Here is an 18,455-nt window from a genome sequence, read left to right on the forward strand (position 1 = left end):
CGGCTCAGCTGCCCTGTTGGGCGACCCAGGAGGCATGCAGGCGGGCGTAGGTGGATCCTGCCTGGGCCACCAGCTCGCTGTGCGGTCCGCGCTGGGCGAGATGACCGGCATCGACGACGATCACCTCGTCGGCGGCCTCGGCGGTGGAGAGGCGGTGGGCGATGGTGACCGAGGTGCGTCCGCTCATCAGGCGCTCCAGCGCCCGGTTGATCCTCATCTCCAGGCGCGGGTCGACCGCGGAGGTGGCCTCGTCGAGGACCAGCAGGTCCGGGTCGGCGAGCTGGGCGCGCAACAGGGCCACGAGCTGGCGCTCCCCCGCCGAGAGCGACTCGCCGCGCTGCCCCACGCTCGTGCGTACGCCGTCGGGGAGGCCGGCGAGCCAGTCCCCCAGGCCGAGCACCCGGGCAGCCTCCTCGATCTCCTCGTCGGTCGCGTCCAGTCGCCCGTAGCGGACGTTGTCTGCCAATGTGGAGTCGAAGAGGAAGCCCTCCTGGGGGACGAGCACGACGCTGGTGCGCAGCGAGGCGTTGCCGATCTCGCGTACGTCGACGCCGTCGAGGCGCACCCTGCCCTCGGTCACGTCCATCACCCGGGTGAGCAGCTTCGCGATCGTCGACTTCCCCGACCCGGTCTCGCCGACCACCGCGACCCGGCGGCCGGGGGCGATCTCGAAGGAGATGTCGTGGAGGACCGGACGGCCGCCGGGGTAGGCGAAGGTGACCGCGTCGAACTCGATCGAGAGCGGGCCGCGGGGCAGAGCCGTGCCGTCGGCGCCCGGGTCGACGAGGTCCGCGGGCGTGTCCAGGATCCCGATCGTGCGCCGCCAGGAGGCGATCGCGTTCTGCGCGTCGGTGAGGATCTGCGTACCCATCTGCACGGGACCCACGAAGAGGGTCACCAGGAACGCGAAGGCCAGGATCTCGCCGACGGTCAGTGCGCCGCCGGTGCCCCGGTAGGCGAGCGCCAGCAGGACGCCGCCGACGATCACGCCGGCGTTGGCGAGGCCGCCCGAGAGGCCACCGAGGCTGAAGAAGACCGAGGTGTAGGCCTGCGCCTTGATCTGGGCGGCGCTGGTGGCATCGATCTCGCGGTCGATGCGCTCCTGGGTGCGGTCCTCGACCGCGTACGCCTTCACCACGGCGGCGCCGACGACCGGCTCGGAGACCGCGGAGAGCATCTTGGCGACCTGGCGGCGGGAGAGCGTGTAGGCCGCGGACAGCTTGCGCTGGAAGAACCGCAGGCTCAAGAAGAGCGGGCCGAAGCAGAGCCAGACCAGGATCGCGAGCTGCCAGGAGTAGATCACCATCACGACGGTGGCGATCAGCATCTGCCCGATGCTGACGATGAAGAGCAGACCGCCGAAGACGATGAACTGGCTGACCTGGTCGACGTCGCTGGTCACCCGCGAGACCAGCGCCCCGCGGTGTTCGGTCGACTGGGTGAGCATCGGCAGGTCGTGGACGTGCCGGAAGGCTTTCGTACGCAGCGTCGCCAGGCCCCGCTCTGCGGCGGTGAAGAGCCGGCTCGTCATCAGGAACGACGCCACGCCCGTGACGGCGATGGCGACCACCGCGATGAGACCGGCGCGCAGGACGTAGCCGAGGTCGGGGCCGTCCGGACCGCTCAGGCCGTTGTCGAGGGTCTGCTGGACGACGACAGGTACGACGACCTGCCCGACGCTCGCGATCACGGCCAGCGCGAAGGTGCCGCGGATGCCCTCGACCAGCTCCGGGGAGTGCTTGATGCCCCGGCGGATGGTCTCGATCGCGCCGAGCTCCTCGCCGCTGTCGACCCGTGTCTGGGGTTCGAGGGTCGCCGTCATGCCGCCACCTCCGTAGCGCAAGCGCAATCATACGGAGGCAACGGCATCATGCATTGGATGTTCGCTCGCTGACGCTCGCTCACTGAATGGCCTCCGGGGTCTCGTAGGCGTTCACCAGGCGGGCGTAGGACTCGTCGCGGGCGAGCAGCTCGGTGTGGGTGCCGCGGTCGCGGATGCGGCCGTCCTCGAGGTGCACGACCTCGTCGGCGAGCGCGATCGTGGCCTTGCGGTAGGCGACGACGACGAGGCTGGTGTCGCCGGCACCGCCTCGCAGCGCGGCGAGGATGCGCTGCTCGACCTCGGGGTCGACCGCGGAAGTGGCGTCGTCGAGGATCAGGAGTCGCGGGCGGCGGACGAGCGCTCGGGCCAGGGCCAGGCGTTGACGTTGCCCGCCGGAGAGGCTCGCGCCGCGCTCGCCGAGGGTGGTGTCGAGGCCGTTGGGCAGTGCGGTGACGAAGCCGTCGGCCTGGGCCGCCTTGAGCGCTGACCAGACCTCGTCGTCGGTGAGGTCTGCGCCGAGGGTGACGTTGCCGCGTACGGAGTCGTCGAAGACGAAGGCCGTCTGCGGCACCAGCGCCGCGACCCGGGCCCACTCCCCCACGTCCAGGTCGCGCAGGTCGGTGCCGTCCAGGGTGATCCGGCCGGACTCCGGGTCGACGAGCCGCGCGAGCAGCATGGTCAGGGTGCTCTTGCCGGCGGCCGTCTCGCCGACGATCGCGACCGTACGCCCCGGCTCGACCTCGAAGTCGACGCCGTCGAGGAGCGTCGGGCCCTCGGCGTAGGCGTAGGCGACGCCGTCGACCCGGACGCGAGCGCCGGTCGGTTCGCGGCTGGTCTTCGCCGTGCCGTAGGCCAGGCGTCCGGTCGCGTCCAGGACCCGCTGGACCCGCCGATAGCCGACCACGCTGCGCGGGAACTCCCCCAGAAGCCAGCCGAAGGACCGGATCGGGAAGGCGACGATGGTGAGCAGGAAGGCGATCTGGACGACATCACCGGGCGCGGCGGATCCGCTGGAGACGCGGCCGACGCCGACGGCCAGGACGGCGAGAACCCCGACGTTGGGCAGCGCGGCCAGGATCGGGTCGAAGGCTGCGCGGAGGCGGCCGGCGCGGATGTTGACGTCGCGCAGCTCCTGGGCCTTGTCCTGGAAGCGGGTGGTCTCCTCCGCCTCGCGGCCCAGCGTCTTGACGACCAGGGCGCCGTCGAAGGACTCGTGGGCGATCCCGGAGAGCTCCGCGCGCAGCTGCTGGGCGCGGGTCATCAGCGGCGAGGAGAAGCGCTGGAAGACCAGGTTGGCGACGACGACCGCCGGGAAGACGAGGATCGCGACCGAGGCCAGGACGACGTCGGTCCAGAACATCTGCCCGATCGCGATCACCATCATCGCGAGGGTGCCTACGGCCATCGGCAGCGGCGCGATCGGCGCCCAGGACGCCTCGACGTCGGAGTTGGCGTTGGAGAGCAACTGGCCGGTCGGGTGCCGGTGATGCCAGGCGAGGGGAAGCGCCAGGTACTGCCGGGTGACCGCGCGGCGCGAATGGGCCTGCATGCGGTACTGCATCACCCCGGCGCCCAGCCGCCGTGCCACCACCCCGACGGCCCGCAGGATCGCGACGCCGACGAAGAGCCCCACCACGGCCCACAGCCAGCCGGCGCCGATCTCACCGTCGCGCAGCGCCGGCACCAGCACGTGGTCGGTGGACCAGCCCAGCACCCAGGCGTCGGCGACGGTCAGCGCACCGAAGAGCGCGGAACCGAGGGTCGAGAGCGTGAAGACCGCCCACTCGCGCCGGATCGCGACTCCGAGAACCTTGAACCCGTCGGTCGTCGTGGCCCGCTGGGGTATCAGATCCTCGTCACTCATCTCGAGGTAAAGCCTAGGTCAGCACCGTTCCTGCGACGAATTTTTTTGGAACCACCCAGCGCCCGACGGCTCGATAGAGTGCAGGCCGTGGCTTCCTTCGCGCGCTCCGAGCGCATCGCCCTGTGCGACACCGCCGTCTCTCTCGGGCCGACGGCCCCCACGCTCTGCGAAGGCTGGGAGGTCAAGGACCTGCTGGTGCACCTGCTCGTCCGCGAACGCCGCCCCTGGGCAGCCGCGGGCAACTTCCTCACACCGCTCGCGCCCGTGCTGAGGAAGGCGGAGGCCGCCTACGCCGCCCAGCCGCTCGAGGCTCTCGCCGACCGCCTCCGCGACCCGAAGGGCACCCCGTTCGCGCTCGGGCCGATCGACAAGGCGGTCAACACCGTGGAGTTCTTCGTCCACCACGAGGACCTCCGCCGCGCCCAGCCGGGCTGGGCGCCACGTACGCTCCCCGCGGCTGCCGAGCGCGAGCTCTGGCGCACCCTGAAGCTGTTCGGCAAGGGTCTGGTCCGGTCCGCCGACACCCCGCTCGTGGTCAGCAACGGCACCGACACCGCCACCCTCCGGGCCGGCGAGGAGCCGGTCACCATCACCGGCCCCGTCAGCGAGCTTCTGCTCTTCTGCTTCGGGCGTCACCAGGTGCGGGGGCTCTCCTTCGACGGGCCGGCCGAGCGGATCACGCTGTTGGAGAACGCCAGCCTCGGGTTCTGAGCCCGGCGTCGCCGGCGACCACAGGGTTCCACTCAGCGGAACGTCTCCCCGTAACCTCCCCGGGTCTCGAGACGTTGTGTCTCAGATAACCGAATCCCCCAGGAGGTCCCGCGATGCGTCGTGCGGCAGCAGTCACCGTCGCCATGCTCTTCGTCTTCTCGCTCACCGCAGCCGCGCCGGCGATCAGCGCGAGCGCGACCCCGGAGCTGCGGGACGTGATGGTCGTGGGCAACAACTGGGACGGGACGGCCTCGATCGTCGACGCCCGCAGCCTCGAGGTGCTGCGCAAGGACATCGACCTGGTGCCGGACAAGAAGCAGGAGATCGCCGAGATCCATCAGGATCCCGAGCGGCTGGCGATGTACTACCTGGTCCGCTACGGCCCCGGTGAGGGCAACGACCAGCTCGTGGACGACATGTTCACCAGCCGGGACGGCAAGCTGCTGGCGGTCTCGCGGCCCAGCCTCGCCGACGTGGTCTGGATCGACATCGAGAAGGCGCTCGCGGGCTCGCCGGACTCCGTCGTGGTCGAGCAGCAGATGGACGGTCATCGCACCGACCACATGGGCCTCTCCCCCGACGGCACCAAGCTGCTGGTCTCGGACTCGACCTCGCGCTCGGTGCACGAGTACTGGATGGGCGGTGCGGGCGACCCGCGGACGGGTGAGCGGCTGCGTACGTTCGAGTCGGGTGAGACGCCGCACGAGAACAACTACTCCGAGGACGGCTCGCGCATCTTCCACGCCTCCATCGGCCGCGTCTACCTGCCCGGTGACCAGAAGGAGATCTCCCTCGACTCGCTGCCGCTGATCAACCTCGACCAGCTCGGCCTCGGCACCATCCCCGGCACCGACCTGCTCCCGCCGATCAAGATCGGCCCGATCCACGACGCGATCAAGGGCGACCGCTGGTTCGAGATCGTCGACGAGGCCTCGTTCGGGATCGAGAAGCGCTGGGAGATGGGCAAGGAGCTGGAGGAGGCCGGCTACGCCTCGATCTCCTCGGCCGTACGCCCCATGGCGGTCGCGCCCGGCGAACGGTTCATCTACTTCCAGATGTCGTTCCTGCACGGCATCGTCGAGTTCGACACCCAGGCCGCCGACATCGACGGGAAGGTCGGCTACTCCACCGGCTCCGTCGAAGAGCCCCGCACCGGCGCCGTCACCCGCGTCATCCAGCTCCCCAAGCACACCCAGCTGCCCCGCGAGCTCTACGTCAACGACTCCGCCCACCACGGTCTCTCGATCGACTCCAAGGGCGAGACCCTGTGCGCGGCGGGGACGATGGACGACTACGTCGCGATGGTCGACCGCTCCAGCGGCGAGCACACCATCCTCGACGAGGAGACCACCGGCCACTACTACGGCAAGCCCTACTGGACCACCGAAGGCCTCGGCAACACCTGCTGGGCATCGCTCTCGGACGCCGACGCGGTCGCCGTGATCGACTTCCGCACCGGCGAGGAGCTCGCCTACCTCGACGTCGGCAACCACCCCCAGCGCGTACGCCACGGGCAGATCCCGGGCTCGCTGCTGAGCTAGCCGGGGCGGGCGCGGGCATTTTCCCGCCATGGCGGGAAAGTGCACGGGGCGGGTCGCGCGGGGCCGCGGCATTTCCCCGCCATGGCGGGAATCTGGGACCGGCCAGCCTCGTCCCCGCGATGGGCTGTGCGGTGGCGGCGCGGGCGACGAGGGTGTGCGATAGCGCCCCGGGCTATCCGGTTTCACGGAAACAGAATCCCGCCATGGCGGGGTTCTGCGGGCCAGACCGCACGATCGACGCCGCACTGTCCCGCCACGGCGGGAAAGTGCGCCGGGCCGGCGTCAACGAACAGCCGCACCCGCGCCGGAGAGCGCCTGCTTGACCTCGCCGATCCGCACCTTGCCGAAGTGGAAGATGGTGGCCGCCAAGACGGCATCCGCGCCGGCGTCGACCGCAGGCGGGAAGTGTTCGGCCTTGCCGGCGCCCCCGGAGGCGATGACCGGGACGGTGACCTCGCTGCGTACGGCCTTGATCAGGTCGATGTCGAAGCCGTCCTCGGTGCCGTCGGCGTCCATGGCGTTGAGCAGGATCTCCCCGGCACCGAGCTCGACGGCCCTGGCCGCCCACTCGATCGCATCCAACCCGGCGGACTTGCGGCCGCCGTGGGTCGTGACTTCGAAACCGGAGTCGGTCCCCGGCGCCCGGCGGGCGTCGACGGAGAGCACGAGCACCTGATTACCGAACCGGTCGGCGATCTCGGCGATCAGCTCGGGGCGGTCGATGGCCGCGGTGTTGACCGCGATCTTGTCCGCACCGGCACGAAGCATCCGGTCCACGTCGTCGACGCTGCGGATGCCGCCGCCGACCGTGAGCGGGATGAAGACCTGCTCAGCGGTGCGGGTGACGATCTCGAGCGTCGTCGCCCGCCCCTCGTGCGAGGCGGAGATGTCGAGGAAGGTGAGCTCGTCGGCACCTTCCTTGTCGTACGTCGCGGCCAGCTCCACCGGGTCGCCGGCGTCGCGCAGCTCCTTGAAGTTGATCCCCTTGACGACACGACCGGCGTCGACGTCGAGGCAGGGGATGACGCGTACGGCCAACGTCATGACTGGTCCCCGCGCGGTCGTCCCAGGGTGAGGTCGAGCGCCTCGGCGAGGTCGAGGGAGCCGGTGTAGAGCGCTGTTCCGGCGATCGCGCCCTCCACGCCGACCTCGACCAGGCCCATCAGCGCCTCGATGTCGTCGATGGTGGTCACTCCCCCGCTCGCCACGACCGGTCGGTCGGTGGCCTCGCAGACCGCGCGGAGCAGATCGAGGTTGGGGCCCTGGAGCATGCCGTCCTTGTTGACGTCGGTGACGACATAGCGCGCGCAGCCCTCGGAGTCCAGACGAGCGAGGGTCTCGTAGAGGTCGCCGCCCTCCTGGGTCCAGCCGCGCGCGGCGAGGGTTCGGCCGCGTACGTCGAGGCCCACCGCGACCCGGTCGCCGTAGGTCGCGATCGCGGCACGGGTCCACTCCGGGTTCTCGAGCGCGGCGGTGCCGATGTTGACGCGGCGGCAGCCGGTCGCCATCGCGGCCGCGAGGGACTCGTCGTCGCGGATCCCGCCGCTCATCTCGACCTTGATGTCGAGCTTGCCGACGATCCCGGCGAGGATCTCGCGGTTGTTGCCGTGGCCGAACGCCGCGTCGAGGTCGACCAGATGGATCCACTCGGCGCCGGTCTCCTGCCACCTCAGCGCGGCCTCGAACGGATCTCCGAACCGCTTCTCCGACCCGTCCACGCCCTGGACCAGCTGCACCGCCTGCCCGCCCTTCACGTCGACGGCCGGCAGGAGCTCGAGGTAGTCACCCATGGGGACGATCCTATGTTCTGTACGCCGCCACCCCTGCCCCGCCGTCCGGCTGCGAGACGGTTCCTCCGTCAAGGTATGCAGGCGAAGGATCACATCCCCCGCCGAACTCCGCGCGGGAAGCAGCCCTTCGCCTGCATACCCTTCGACAGGCTCAGGACACCGCCTTGACCAAGGAACACGCTCAGCGAGGTGCCAGCAACGTGAACTCGTACGCGTCCGGGTCGATCATCCTCGCCCACCGCCCGTCCCCGTACGTCTCCTCGACAACGGTCGCACCGAGACCGACGAGGCGGCTGATCTCGGCTGCGGGACCGGTGTCCTCGGGCGCGATCAGGTCGAAGCGGAACCGGTCCCGCGGCCCGCGCGGCACCGGCGGCGGCCCGCCCCAGGCGACCTTGGCGCTGCCCGACGGGGTCGCGACCGCGGTCTCGCCGTCCTGGTCCCAGACCAGCGGCCAGCCGAGCGCCGCGCTCCAGAACACGCCGGTCTCCCGCGACCCGTCCGCGGCAACCTCACCCAGGAAGCCGGTCCCGGCGAGCCAGCTGTTGCCGGCCGGGATCACGCACAGCTCGTTGCCCTCCGGGTCACCGAGCACGATGTGGTCCTCCTCAGGCAGCTGGCCCACATCGAGATGGGTGGCACCGAGGCCGAGCAGGCGTTCGACGGTCCGCTGCTGATCGTCCGGAAGCGTGCTGGTCAGGTGGAGATGGTGCGGGTTCTCCAGCGTCTTCGGCGCCTCCGTGGCCAGGAACCGGATCCGGATGTCGTCCTCCGCACGCGGCAGCAGCCGCATCTCCGCGCCGACGGTCTCGACCTCCCGGTCGAGCACCCCCGCCCAGAATCTCGCGACCCGATCCGGGTCGTTGGCGTCGATGCAGATCCCGAACCGCCGAGGTGTCATGCCCGGCAACCTAGGACGGGCCGGCCGCGTACACAACCGGATTCGACGCCGCGCCGGATCGGTCCAGGGGCCGGCGGAGCGGAACATCGTCCGCATCCAGATCCGGGCGGCCTCCCCCGACGGCGCTCCGGCGACGTCGGCCGAAGCGGTCGACGCGTGGCTCGGGGATACGCCCTACCTGAAGGTCATCAGGGCCCGACGGCGACCGGCTGACCGGTGAGGTCGACGATCCGTACCGGTCGGACTACAGCTGGATGAAGAACGGCCGCATCATCGAGGTCGACCGCTCGGCCGTCACCGAGATCCCGCTCGATTGGGACGGCAACGAGGAACTGGCCGAGCAGCCCGACGAAGACACCTCGGGTGAGGTCATCGACCGATAGCGCGGCTCGCGGGACCGAACGGCGCCGGCTCAGTCCGCGTCCGAGGGACGCCTGGCCAGGCCCGCCAGGTTGGCGAGCCCCTTCTCCATGTCGGGCGCGATCGCCTTCTCCATCGAGTAGAACCTGGCCATCACGCCCATCACGCCGCTCACGGATCCGGCATGGGTCCAGGTCAGCCGTGTGCCGTCGACGACGGTGGCCAGGTCGAAGCTCACCGTGCTGCGGCTCTTGAACGGCTTGAGGAACTCCAGCGCGACCTCGATGCGCTCGGGCGTCGACTCGGTGATCTCCATCGCACCGGCACCAGCGCGCTTGTTGCCGGACCAGGCATAGCGTGCGCCGACACCGGACTCGGCACCCGAGTAGGTGCGCGACATGTCCGGGTCGAGCCCCTCCCAGGGTGACCAGGCTGGCCACTCGTGGAAGTCGTCGAGCAGTGCGTGGATGCGCCCGATGTCGCCCGGCAGGACTGCGGACCTGGAGACCTCGTAGTCGGTCATGTCACGACAGTACGCCTGCGGCGACGAGTTCGAGGACGTCTTCGGTGCTGCGTACGTCCCCGAAGGTGCGATAGATGGTCGTCAGCGTTGCGTTGTGGGACTCGTCGTCGCGGCCCGCGGTCGCGTCAGCGACCAGGATCGTGCGATATCCCAGCGTGGCGGCGTCGCGCGCCGTGCCGGCGACGCAGACCTCGGTGAGCGTGCCGGTGACGACGACGGTCTCGACACCGAGGGCCTGGAGCTGTTCGTGCAGCGTCGAGCTGCCCGGGAAGAGCGCACTGGTCGCGGTCTTCTCGACGAGAAGGTCACCATCGCGCGCCTCGAGACCCGGCCCGAGCCGACCCGCGACCGGCCCGGTTCCGCCACTGCCCCGGAACATCTCCGCCACCTCCTCCCCGCGGAACTCCCGCGCCCATCTCGTCGGCCCCGGGTCGCCCGGAATGACCCACGCGACCACGCCGCCCGCCTCACGAAGCGCAGCCGCCAGCAGACCTACGTTCGGGGTGATCGCGAAGCAGGTCGCATTCGCCTCGTAGAAGAACGGGACCAGGTCGATGACCAGCAGCGCCGTCCTGGCCGGGTCGAGGGACTCGTACGCATATCGCCTACCGCGCCGAGCCTCCTGCCGCGCGTACTCCCGCTCAGGGATCGCCCATCTGTGCACCTCGGATGCCGGCAGTCGCATCTGGGTGGATCTGCTGCGTTCCTCGTCGACCTCGAAACCGAGCCCTTCATAGAGGCTCTGTGCGCGGGGATTGATGTGGAGGACCCGGAGCACGACGTCCTGACCGACCCTGGCAGCACGCGCGGCGACCAATGCGACGGCCGCGCTGCCGAGACCACGACCCTGCTGGTCCGGTTCGATGGCGAGGTCTCGGAGGGTCAATGCCGTGCCGTCGTCGGTGACGCGGATGAAGCCGACCCGTTGGCCGTGATCATCGATCAGGGCGGAGAACGACCCGGACTCGAGCCCGGCGACCTGTGCCGCGTACAGCTCGCTCTCGAGACGCCCGGTGACCTCGACCTGATCTGGCATGAGAGTCGTCCGGTAAAGGTCCCAGACCCACTCGATATCATCCGTCGTCAGCGAGGAAGTGCACAGGGCCACGGTTGCGAAACTACACGTGGGACGCGGCGGCAGCCCGCATCGATTGCACAGGGCTACGAGGCGCTCAGGGGTTGACGCCGACGGAGCCGTCGATGGTCTCGCGGAGGATGTCGGCGTGGCCGGCGTGACGGGTGGCGTCGCACAGGCGGGCGGCCATGACGTTGAAGAGCATGACCTCCTCGTCCCACCACGGTACGTAGCCGGGGGCGTCGATCGGGAGTGCCTCGATGGTGGCGTCGACGTGGGACCAGACCCGGTCGGCGAGGTCGAGAACATCGCTGCGGCTCTCGTGCTCGCCGGCCCGGTGGGTGGCGTCCCACCAGCCGGGCGTGTCCCAGGCCGGGAGGTCGAGCGGCGGCGTACGGTCGAAGACCTCGCCGAAGTAGCGGGCATCGGAGAGGGCGTTGTGCTTGACCAGGCCGAGCAGGTTGGTGCCGGTCGGGGTCATCGGACGACGGACGTCATCGTCCGAGAGCCCCTCGAGCTTCCACACCAGCGCCTCGCGGACCCCGCGGAGCTTGTCGTGCAGGTGAGCCTTCGCGAAGTCGTCGATCACGACGCTCATCCTTCCGCGGCGCGGTTGCCGTAGATGCCGCTGGTCAGGGTGGCGTAGGAGCGTCGGACGATCTCTTCGAGGATCTCCGGGTCGACCGCGCCCAGATCCTTGAGATAGAGGCAGCTGACGCCGTTGGTGTGCGGGCCGAGGCGGGCGAGGAGGTCTTCGTGGGCCGAGATGCCGTCGTTGAGGTAGACGACCGAGGCGGCCTTGCGCGGCGAGAAGCCGGCGGCCGGGGCATCGCCCTCGGTGCCGCTGGCGTACTTGTAGTGGTACTCGCCGAAACCCACGATCGCGGTGCCGAACATCCGCGGCTCCGCGCCGGTGACGCGTCGCATCAGCTCCAGCAGCGCAACCGCGTCCAGGCGACGCTTCCGTGGCGAGACAGCCTCGATGAAACCCACCGGATCGGCGTCGGTCCAGGTCGTCTTGGCTGCCATCGGGCCACCCTAGCGGCGGAACAGCAGCGTGTAGACCACAGGCGCGACCAGCACCGACGCGATGGCCGCGAAGACGACCGTGCCGACGTCCTCGGTGACGAGGTAGACGAGCGCGTTGAGGAGGAGAAGGACGACGATCAGGATCCGTACGTTGCGCCGCCGGCGCTCCGCGAGCGCACTGACCGGCCGGGACCGGCCGGCCGGAAACCACCTGGCCAACCGCTCACGCCGCGCTCGGCGCTCGGCGGACCTGGCCGCCCGGGCGGCCCGCTCCTCGGCGGCCGCAGCCGCCAGCCGCTCGCGCTCGGCACGGGCCTTCGCCCGGGCTCCGGTCTGGGCCACCTACGCCGCCTTCAACGAGAGCACCCAGTTGCGCAGGACCGCGGCGCCGGCGTCGCCGGACTTCTCCGGGTGGAACTGGGTGGCGCTCAGCGGGCCGTTCTCGACGGCGGCCACGAACCGGTCGCCACCATGCTCGGCCCAGGTGACCAGCGGCGCGACGGTGCGGTCGTTGGTGACCAGGGTCCAGTCGCGCACGCCGTAGGAGTGCACGAAGTAGAACCGCTCCTTCTCCACACCCGCGAACAGCGAGGAACCCGACGGGACGTCGAGCGTGTTCCAGCCCATGTGGGGCACGATCGGCGCCTGCAGCCGCTCGACGACACCGGGCCACTCGCCACAGCCCTCGGTCTCGACACCGTGCTCGATGCCGGTCTCGAAGAGGATCTGCATGCCGACGCAGATCCCCATGACCGGACGCCCGCCGGCGAGCCGCCGGGCGATGATCCGCTCGCCGCGGATCGCCCGTAGGCCCTTCATGCAGGCCTCGAACGCACCCACGCCGGGCACCAGCAGCCCGTCGGCGGCCATCGCGGCGTCGAGGTCACCGGTCAGCTCGACCGAGGCACCGGCACGCTCGACGGCGCGGACAGCGGAGCGTACGTTCCCGGAGCCGTAGTCGAGCACCACCACCGACGGCCCAGTCACAGGGCACCCTTCGTCGACGGGATCCCGGTCTCGCGCGGGTCGTAGGCGATCGCGTCGCGGAAGGCCCGCGCGAACGCCTTGAACTGGGTCTCCACGATGTGGTGCGGCTCGCGCCCGGCGAGCACGTTGACGTGCATCGTCAGGTGGGCGTGGTGGGCGATGGAGTCGAAGATGTGCTGGGTCAGGGATCCGAGGTAGGGCACCCCGGAGCCGCCGAGCAGCACGTACTGCTGACCCTCCGGCTCACCGGTGTGGACCGAGTAGGGGCGTCCGGAGACGTCCACGACGCACCGCACCAGGGCTTCGTCGAGCGGGACGGTGGCGTCGCCGTAGCGGCGGATGCCCTTCTTGTCCCCCAGCGCCTCGCGCAGCGCCTGGCCGAGCACGATCGCGGTGTCCTCGACGGTGTGGTGGGCGTCGATGTGCACATCGCCCTCGGAGTGCACGGTCAGGTCGACCAGCGAGTGCCGACCGAAGGCGGTCAGCATGTGGTCGTAGAACCCGACGCCGGTCGCGACATCCACCCGTCCGGTGCCGTCGAGGTCCACCTCGACGACGACCTTCGACTCCGAGGTCTCCCTCTCGATCCGCGCGGTGCGTGCGGTCATGCTCGTTCTCCATTCACATCGGTCAACGCTTGCTTGAAGGCGGCCGTCTCCTCGGGGGTCCCGACCGAGACCCGCAGCCAGCCGTCGGGGCCGGTCTCGCGGATCAGCACGCCACGGTCGAGCAGTCCCTGCCACACGGCGTGCCGGTCGGCGTAGCGGCCGAAGAGCACGAAGTTGGCGTCCGAGTCGGCCACCTCGAGACCTTCTCCACGCAGCCAGGTGACCAGGGAGTCCCGCTCCCGGCGCAGCGAGGCCACGTAGCCGAGCAGTTCCGGCGCGTGCCGCAGGGCCGCGCTCGCCGCCGCCTGGGTCACCGCGGAGAGGTGGTAGGGCAGGCGTACGACGCGGATCGCGTCACAGATCGCCGGGTCGGCCGCCAGGTAGCCGAGCCGCAGCCCGGCCCCGGCGAACGCCTTCGACATCGTGCGGGTGACCACCAGGTTGCGGTGCTCGGAGAGCAGCTCCAGCGCCGAGGGCACCCCGGTCCGCCGGAACTCGCCGTAGGCCTCGTCGACCACGACGATCCCGCCGTCGCCGACCGCCTCGCACAGCACCGTGACCGCCTCCAGCGGGAGCGCGGTGCCGGTCGGGTTGTTGGGGCTCGGCAGGAGCACGACCTGCGGGCGGGTCTCCTCGACCAGCGCCCGTGCCTTGTCGAGGTCGATCGCGAAGTCCTGCTCGCGGTGGCCCACCAGCCACTCGGTGTTGGTGTCGCGGGCGTACTCCGGATACATCGAGTACGTCGGCGCGAAGCTGATCGCGGTGCGCCCCGGGCCGCCGAAGGCCTGCAGCAGCTGCAGCATCACCTCGTTGGACCCGTTGGCCGCCCACACCTGCTCCGGCGTGATCTGCGCCTCCACATCAGAGGAGAGGTAGGCAGCCAGCCCCTCCCGCAGCGCGACGAACTCGCGGTCGGGATAGCGGTTGAGCGTGCGCGCCGCCTGGCCGACGCTGGCCGCGATGTCGGCGATCGTCTCGGCGGAGGGCTGGTAGGGGTTCTCGTTGACGTTGAGCTGGACCGGGACGTCCAGCTGCGGAGCACCGTAGGGCTCGATCCCGGCGAGCTCGGCACGGATCGGCGGCCAGCTCATCGGAACCTCACCGACACCGCCGCGCCGTGGCCCGGCAGGTCCTCGGCCTCGGCGAGGGTGACCACGTGGTCCTTGACCGCGGCCAGCCCCTCGCGGGAGTAGTCGACGACGTGGATCGACTTGGTGAAGGCCCGCACCGAGAGACCCGAGGAGTGGCAGGCACAGCCGCCGGTGGGCAGCACGTGGTTGGAGCCGGCGCAGTAGTCACCCAGCGACACCGGAGCGTAGGAGCCGACGAAGATCGCGCCGGCGTTGCGGATCCGGCCGGCCACCCGTGCGGCATCGGCGGTGTGGATCTCGAGGTGCTCGGCCGCGTACGCGTTCACGACTTCGACGCCCTGGTCGACGTCGTCGACGAGCACGATGCCCGACTGCGCACCGGTCAGTGAGGTGCGGATCCGTTCGACGTGCTTGGTCACGGCGACCTGCTTGTCGAGCTCGGCCTCGACGTCGGCGGCGAGGGTCTCGGAGTCGGTGACCAGCACCGAGGCGGCGAGGGGGTCGTGCTCGGCCTGGGAGATCAGGTCGGCGGCGACGTAGGCGGCCTCGGCCGTCTCGTCGGCGAGGATCGCGATCTCGGTCGGGCCGGCCTCCGAGTCGATCCCGACCTGGCCCTTGAGCAGGCGCTTGGCGGTGACGACGTAGATGTTGCCGGGCCCGGTGACCATGTCGACGCGCTCGCACGGCTCGACCCCGTAGGCGAACATCGCGATCGCCTGGGCACCACCGACGGCATAGACCTCCTCCACGCCCAGCAGCGCGCACGCGGCCAGGATGGTCGGCTGCGGAAGCCCGCCGAACTCCTTCTGCGGCGGCGAGGCCAGCGCGATCGAGGGCACCCCGGCGACCTGGGCGGGGACGACGTTCATCAGGACCGAGGAGACCAGCGGAGCCAGACCACCGGGCACGTAGAGCCCCACGCGCCCCACCGGCACCTTGCGGTGCGTCACCCGGGCGCCGGGCGCCAGGTCGGTGACGGCGTCTTCCTCGAGCTCGGCGGCACAGGTGGTACGCAGCCGCGCGATCGACTCCTCGAGCCCGGCCCGGATCGCCGGGTCCAGCTCGTCGAGGGCCTTGGTCAGCGCCGCGGCCGGAACCCGGATGTCGTCGACACGCACGCCGTCGAACTTCTCGGAGAACTCCGCGATCGCCTCCTGGCCGCGCTCGCGCACGGCCTCGATGATCGGCTGCACCGCATGCGTGGCCGCCTCGATGTCGAACTCGGCGCGCGGCACGGCAGCGCGGTAGTCAACAGTGGGGTCGGCGCCCCTGAGGTCGATGCGGCGAATCATGATCGCAATTCTAGGCGCGTCGATGACCAGACCCCGACTCGCGACGAGTGCCGGACCGGTATGGTCTGGCCTGATGACAGACCGGCTGCCGATGTTCCCGCTCAACGCGGTCCTGTTTCCCGGCGTGACGCTTCCGCTGCGCGTCTTCGAGGACCGCTACCGCGCGATGGTGCACCACCTGCTCCGCCAGGAAGAGGAGGACCGCCACTTCGGCTCCGTCGCGATCCGCGAGGGCTACGAGGTCGGCGAGACCGGCGCCCAGTCGCTCTACCGCGTCGGGGTGAAGCTGCTGATCACCGAGGTGGAGCGGCACGACGACGATTCCTTCGACCTCGAGGTGCTCGCGGTCGACCGGATCCGGATGGACAGCCTGGTCAGCTCGGGCGACTTCCCCGTCGCCGATGTCGAGGACCTTCCCGAGGACCACGTCTCGGTCCCGAACGCCATCGTCGACACCGCACGCGCGACCTTCACCGCCTACCGGGCCGCGCTGCTGGAGTTCCGCGACGACCCGTTCACCGGCGCGCTCCCCAAGGACCCGGAGTTCCTCTCCTGGACCATCTCGGCCACCACTCCCCTGCCCATGCCCGACCGGCAGGCGCTCCTGGAGGCACCCGACGCCGGCGTACGCCTCGGCATGGTCACCGACCTGCTCCGCTCCGAGCTCAAGGCGATGAACGTCATCCCCTCGCTGCCCGCGACCGAGGTCGCCCGCACCAAGTGGTCCCCCAACTGATGGCGAAGAGGCAGCCCGGTAAGCACGCCGGAAAGCAGCCCGGGAAGCGGGCCGGCGGTGGCACGCCGGCGACCGTCGCGCTCACCCAGGCCGGCATCGACTACACGCTGCACCCCTACGAGCACGACCCGCGTGCGGAGTCCTACGGCCTCGAGGCCGCCGAGGCCCTCGGCGTCGAGCCGGAACGGGTCTTCAAGACGCTGATGGCCTCCCTCGACGGCAAGCTCGTCGTCGGCATCGTCCCGGTCACCGGCCAGCTCGACCTCAAGGCACTCGCCCGTGCGCTGGGTGGCTCGAAGGCGCAGATGGCCGAGGTGACCGCGGCCGAGCGTGCGACCGGCTACGTCGCCGGCGGGATCTCCCCCGTCGGTCAGAAGCGTCCCCACCCGACCGTGGTCGACGAGTCCGCGACGGCGTACGACTCGGTCTACGTCTCCGGCGGGCGACGCGGCCTGGACATCGAGCTCTCCCCCACCGACCTGATCACGATCACGTACGCCACCGCGGCCCCGATCGCCCGCTGACCCCGCCGAGTCGGCGCGTCCTGACGCGCCGACTCGGCTCGGCAGGTCAGTCGACGGTGATGCGAGCCAGGGCTCGCGAGGTGTCGCCGTCCAGGTAGGCGCTGAAGCCGAGCTGGCCAAGCGCCTCGATGTCGTCGGCGACCTCGGGAGCCTCGGCCGTCACCAGCTCGTCGAGACCGTCGAAGTCGACGTAGACCACCCCGGAGGCGTCCTCGGCGTTGGGGACCGCGTTCTTGAACTTGTCGGTCTCTGCCAGGCCACCGTCGGCGAGCAGCTCCTTGCCGTAGTCGCCGATCCCGACGGAGGTCACCTCACCCTCGCTGTCGACGCTGACCACGCCCTGGGCACCGAAGCCCGCGGTGAGGCCCTCGACGAACTTCTCGACATCGGCCGAGTCGGCACCGTCGAGCTTGATGCCGATGTCCAGGGAGTCCGGAGCGCTCAGGTCGATCTCGCCGGCCGCGATCGCGAAGCTGTCACCGAGGAGCTTCTCGAGGTCACCGGGAGCCATTCCGAGCATCTGGTCGAGCTGGTCGTCCGCGCCACTTCCGGCCAAGCCGGTCGTGAGCCAGCCCTCGGCCGGGTTGGCGGCGATCACCGCGGTGGTGTCCTTCGGCAGCGTGCCGGCCAAGGTGCCGGCCTCCATGGACTCGGCCTGCTCGCCCATCGAGGAGGCGGCCTCGAGCTCGAAGGCGTTCTCCTCGGCGCGCACGGTGAAGGCGGCGCCACCGAAGTCCTTCGTCGCCGACCGGATCGTCTCGGCCAGCGCGGCCGGGTCGGGCAGCGGCGCGATCCCACCCATCGGGTTCTCGGCAAGATCACCCTCGGCCTTGTCGAACGCGCCGTTCTCAGCGGCCTCGGCGATGGCGTCCGGCAGCTCCTTGGCGGCGTACGCCGTGATGAACCCGGTCCCGCCGACGTCACCGGTCCACTTCTCGAAGCCGGCGTCTTCGGCCAGGGTGCCGGCGGCCACCGCCTTCTCGATCACGGCGAGGTCGTCCTCGGTCTCCGCGATGAGTGCCCATCCGTCGCCGACCGACCAGGCAGACTCCGACCCGCCACACTCGGCGAGCTTGGGAAGGCCAGCCTCGGCGTCGGACTCGTCGGTGACCTGCAGGGCGAACGCGAGCACCGGCTCCGCATCCGCGGGGACAGCGCCGACGGCGGCCTTGTAGCCGATCCAGGGCTCGACGTCCTTGGCGAAGTCGAGGTCTTCACAGGCGTCGGCGAACAGCGCCTCGCGCGGGTCCTCGCCCTCCTCGAGGCCGAGCTCCTTCTTGATCGAAGGCAGCTTGCGCAGCGTCGGCAGGGCGTCCTTGGCCTCGGTCAGGTCGATCTCGGCGTACGCGAGGGTCGAGGCGGGGAATGCCTCTGCCGGGGACCCACCGGCGTTGCTCAGCGCGACCGCGGTGAGGGTGCCGGCGGTGGCCAGCGCAGCGACGCCCACGACGGCTGCCGCGCCGATGATCAGCGGCTTCCTGCTCTTTGTGGCAGAGTCCCCGCCGAGTTCGAGGATCTCTGTCGCCTCCGGTCCGGACGGGTTCTGACCGGGAGTGATTTCTGACATCAGTGACTTTCAGGTTCTGTCGGTCAGCACCGCG

General features: G+C 70.4%; 21 protein-coding genes. 6 read left to right on the forward strand and 15 right to left on the reverse strand.

Annotated features, from left to right (window positions below; genetic code table 11):
* Window positions 1-4 precede the first annotated feature (4 nt).
* Window positions 5-1,822, reverse strand: a complete 1,818-nt coding sequence (locus tag ACIRON_RS03820) for an ABC transporter ATP-binding protein (RefSeq protein WP_402989172.1) — start codon at window positions 1,820-1,822, stop codon at window positions 5-7.
* Window positions 1,823-1,901: 79 nt separating this feature from the next.
* Window positions 1,902-3,686, reverse strand: coding sequence for an ABC transporter ATP-binding protein (locus ACIRON_RS03825; RefSeq protein ID WP_402989175.1), 1,785 nt, complete (start codon window positions 3,684-3,686; stop codon window positions 1,902-1,904).
* Between the two features lie 87 nt (window positions 3,687-3,773).
* On the opposite strand from ACIRON_RS03825, the gene ACIRON_RS03830 reads away from it, so the two are divergent.
* Window positions 3,774-4,397 (forward strand): TIGR03085 family metal-binding protein, encoded by a 624-nt coding sequence (locus ACIRON_RS03830; RefSeq protein WP_402989177.1) that lies wholly within the window; start codon window positions 3,774-3,776, stop codon window positions 4,395-4,397.
* A gap of 113 nt (window positions 4,398-4,510) precedes the next feature.
* A complete protein-coding gene (locus ACIRON_RS03835) occupies window positions 4,511-5,938 on the forward strand; it encodes a YncE family protein (RefSeq protein WP_402989180.1) in 1,428 nt (475 codons plus the stop codon).
* A 282-nt stretch (window positions 5,939-6,220) separates the two neighbouring features.
* Here the strand turns inward: ACIRON_RS03835 and hisF are convergent, their stop codons facing one another.
* The 3 genes from hisF to ACIRON_RS03850 form a co-directional block, all read right to left on the reverse strand.
* Window positions 6,221-6,982: an imidazole glycerol phosphate synthase subunit HisF gene (gene hisF / locus ACIRON_RS03840; protein ID WP_402989182.1), complete on the reverse strand. Its 762-nt coding sequence runs from the start codon at window positions 6,980-6,982 to the stop codon at window positions 6,221-6,223.
* The gene (gene priA, locus ACIRON_RS03845) at window positions 6,979-7,728 is read right to left on the reverse strand and encodes a bifunctional 1-(5-phosphoribosyl)-5-((5-phosphoribosylamino)methylideneamino)imidazole-4-carboxamide isomerase/phosphoribosylanthranilate isomerase PriA (protein ID WP_402989184.1); all 750 of its coding nucleotides are present in this window, start codon (window positions 7,726-7,728) and stop codon (window positions 6,979-6,981) included. The genes hisF and priA overlap by 4 nt, the downstream gene beginning before the upstream one ends.
* 181 nt (window positions 7,729-7,909) lie before the next feature.
* The gene (locus ACIRON_RS03850) at window positions 7,910-8,629 is read right to left on the reverse strand and encodes a VOC family protein (protein WP_402989187.1); all 720 of its coding nucleotides are present in this window, start codon (window positions 8,627-8,629) and stop codon (window positions 7,910-7,912) included.
* Between ACIRON_RS03850 and ACIRON_RS03855 the strand changes: the two genes are divergently transcribed.
* Both ACIRON_RS03855 and ACIRON_RS03860 read left to right on the forward strand, forming a co-directional pair.
* Window positions 8,628-8,849, forward strand: coding sequence for a hypothetical protein (locus tag ACIRON_RS03855; protein WP_402989190.1), 222 nt, complete (start codon window positions 8,628-8,630; stop codon window positions 8,847-8,849). The genes ACIRON_RS03850 and ACIRON_RS03855 overlap by 2 nt on opposite strands.
* Window positions 8,850-8,883: 34 nt before the next feature.
* Window positions 8,884-9,012: a hypothetical protein gene (locus ACIRON_RS03860; RefSeq protein WP_402989193.1), complete on the forward strand. Its 129-nt coding sequence runs from the start codon at window positions 8,884-8,886 to the stop codon at window positions 9,010-9,012.
* 29 nt (window positions 9,013-9,041) lie between these two features.
* Here ACIRON_RS03860 and ACIRON_RS03865 read toward each other — a convergent pair whose 3' ends face one another.
* The 9 genes from ACIRON_RS03865 to hisD form a co-directional block, all read right to left on the reverse strand.
* Window positions 9,042-9,512, reverse strand: coding sequence for an SRPBCC family protein (locus ACIRON_RS03865; RefSeq protein WP_402989196.1), 471 nt, complete (start codon window positions 9,510-9,512; stop codon window positions 9,042-9,044).
* A 1-nt stretch (window position 9,513) separates the two neighbouring features.
* Window positions 9,514-10,548 carry an isochorismatase family protein gene (locus ACIRON_RS03870; protein WP_402989199.1) on the reverse strand — a complete coding sequence of 345 codons (1,035 nt, stop codon included), beginning with the start codon at window positions 10,546-10,548 and terminating at the stop codon, window positions 9,514-9,516.
* Between the two features lie 136 nt (window positions 10,549-10,684).
* Window positions 10,685-11,176, reverse strand: a complete 492-nt coding sequence (locus ACIRON_RS03875) for a DinB family protein (RefSeq protein WP_402989202.1) — start codon at window positions 11,174-11,176, stop codon at window positions 10,685-10,687.
* Between the two features lie 5 nt (window positions 11,177-11,181).
* Complete coding sequence (locus ACIRON_RS03880) at window positions 11,182-11,616, reverse strand: DUF1801 domain-containing protein (protein WP_402989204.1); 435 nt, start codon at window positions 11,614-11,616, stop codon at window positions 11,182-11,184.
* Between the two features lie 9 nt (window positions 11,617-11,625).
* On the reverse strand, window positions 11,626-11,958 hold the full coding sequence (locus ACIRON_RS03885) for a hypothetical protein (RefSeq protein WP_402989207.1): 333 nt from the start codon (window positions 11,956-11,958) through the stop codon (window positions 11,626-11,628).
* A complete protein-coding gene (hisH, locus tag ACIRON_RS03890) occupies window positions 11,959-12,603 on the reverse strand; it encodes an imidazole glycerol phosphate synthase subunit HisH (protein ID WP_402989210.1) in 645 nt (214 codons plus the stop codon). It abuts the gene before it with no gap.
* The gene (gene hisB, locus ACIRON_RS03895; protein WP_402989213.1) at window positions 12,600-13,211 is read right to left on the reverse strand and encodes an imidazoleglycerol-phosphate dehydratase HisB; all 612 of its coding nucleotides are present in this window, start codon (window positions 13,209-13,211) and stop codon (window positions 12,600-12,602) included. The genes hisH and hisB overlap by 4 nt, the downstream gene beginning before the upstream one ends.
* Window positions 13,208-14,302, reverse strand: a complete 1,095-nt coding sequence (locus ACIRON_RS03900) for a histidinol-phosphate transaminase (protein ID WP_402989216.1) — start codon at window positions 14,300-14,302, stop codon at window positions 13,208-13,210. The genes hisB and ACIRON_RS03900 overlap by 4 nt, the downstream gene beginning before the upstream one ends.
* Entirely contained in the window at window positions 14,299-15,594 is a 1,296-nt protein-coding gene (gene hisD / locus ACIRON_RS03905) for a histidinol dehydrogenase (protein ID WP_402989218.1), read from the reverse strand. The genes ACIRON_RS03900 and hisD overlap by 4 nt, the downstream gene beginning before the upstream one ends.
* A gap of 73 nt (window positions 15,595-15,667) precedes the next feature.
* Between hisD and ACIRON_RS03910 the strand changes: the two genes are divergently transcribed.
* Both ACIRON_RS03910 and ybaK read left to right on the forward strand, forming a co-directional pair.
* On the forward strand, window positions 15,668-16,330 hold the full coding sequence (locus ACIRON_RS03910; protein WP_091046453.1) for an LON peptidase substrate-binding domain-containing protein: 663 nt from the start codon (window positions 15,668-15,670) through the stop codon (window positions 16,328-16,330).
* On the forward strand, window positions 16,330-16,854 hold the full coding sequence (ybaK, locus tag ACIRON_RS03915) for a Cys-tRNA(Pro) deacylase (RefSeq protein WP_402989222.1): 525 nt from the start codon (window positions 16,330-16,332) through the stop codon (window positions 16,852-16,854). The genes ACIRON_RS03910 and ybaK overlap by 1 nt, the downstream gene beginning before the upstream one ends.
* A gap of 46 nt (window positions 16,855-16,900) precedes the next feature.
* On the opposite strand, the gene ACIRON_RS03920 is transcribed toward ybaK, so the two are convergent.
* Window positions 16,901-18,421: a hypothetical protein gene (locus tag ACIRON_RS03920; protein ID WP_402989224.1), complete on the reverse strand. Its 1,521-nt coding sequence runs from the start codon at window positions 18,419-18,421 to the stop codon at window positions 16,901-16,903.
* Between the last annotated feature and the right edge of the window lie 34 nt (window positions 18,422-18,455).

This window comes from Nocardioides sp. NPDC101246, from assembly GCF_044767415.1.
Lineage (GTDB): Bacteria > Actinomycetota > Actinomycetes > Propionibacteriales > Nocardioidaceae > Nocardioides.

What these genes read in the sequence shown, in the direction of transcription:
- ACIRON_RS03820 (WP_402989172.1), bottom strand. Translation starts at nt 1,822, where the DNA reads ATGACGGCGACCCTCGAACCCCAGACACGGGTCGACAGCGGCGAGGAG.
- ACIRON_RS03825 (WP_402989175.1), bottom strand. Translation starts at nt 3,686, where the DNA reads ATGAGTGACGAGGATCTGATACCCCAGCGGGCCACGACGACCGACGGG.
- ACIRON_RS03835 (WP_402989180.1), top strand. Translation starts at nt 4,511, where the DNA reads ATGCGTCGTGCGGCAGCAGTCACCGTCGCCATGCTCTTCGTCTTCTCG.
- hisF (WP_402989182.1), bottom strand. Translation starts at nt 6,982, where the DNA reads ATGACGTTGGCCGTACGCGTCATCCCCTGCCTCGACGTCGACGCCGGT.
- priA (WP_402989184.1), bottom strand. Translation starts at nt 7,728, where the DNA reads ATGGGTGACTACCTCGAGCTCCTGCCGGCCGTCGACGTGAAGGGCGGG.
- ACIRON_RS03855 (WP_402989190.1), top strand. Translation starts at nt 8,628, where the DNA reads ATGCCCGGCAACCTAGGACGGGCCGGCCGCGTACACAACCGGATTCGA.
- ACIRON_RS03850 (WP_402989187.1), bottom strand. Translation starts at nt 8,629, where the DNA reads ATGACACCTCGGCGGTTCGGGATCTGCATCGACGCCAACGACCCGGAT.
- ACIRON_RS03860 (WP_402989193.1), top strand. Translation starts at nt 8,884, where the DNA reads ATGAAGAACGGCCGCATCATCGAGGTCGACCGCTCGGCCGTCACCGAG.
- ACIRON_RS03865 (WP_402989196.1), bottom strand. Translation starts at nt 9,512, where the DNA reads ATGACCGACTACGAGGTCTCCAGGTCCGCAGTCCTGCCGGGCGACATC.
- ACIRON_RS03870 (WP_402989199.1), bottom strand. Translation starts at nt 10,548, where the DNA reads ATGCCAGATCAGGTCGAGGTCACCGGGCGTCTCGAGAGCGAGCTGTAC.
- ACIRON_RS03880 (WP_402989204.1), bottom strand. Translation starts at nt 11,616, where the DNA reads ATGGCAGCCAAGACGACCTGGACCGACGCCGATCCGGTGGGTTTCATC.
- hisB (WP_402989213.1), bottom strand. Translation starts at nt 13,211, where the DNA reads ATGACCGCACGCACCGCGCGGATCGAGAGGGAGACCTCGGAGTCGAAG.
- ACIRON_RS03900 (WP_402989216.1), bottom strand. Translation starts at nt 14,302, where the DNA reads ATGAGCTGGCCGCCGATCCGTGCCGAGCTCGCCGGGATCGAGCCCTAC.
- hisD (WP_402989218.1), bottom strand. Translation starts at nt 15,594, where the DNA reads ATGATTCGCCGCATCGACCTCAGGGGCGCCGACCCCACTGTTGACTAC.
- ACIRON_RS03910 (WP_091046453.1), top strand. Translation starts at nt 15,668, where the DNA reads ATGACAGACCGGCTGCCGATGTTCCCGCTCAACGCGGTCCTGTTTCCC.
- ybaK (WP_402989222.1), top strand. Translation starts at nt 16,330, where the DNA reads ATGGCGAAGAGGCAGCCCGGTAAGCACGCCGGAAAGCAGCCCGGGAAG.
- ACIRON_RS03920 (WP_402989224.1), bottom strand. Translation starts at nt 18,421, where the DNA reads ATGTCAGAAATCACTCCCGGTCAGAACCCGTCCGGACCGGAGGCGACA.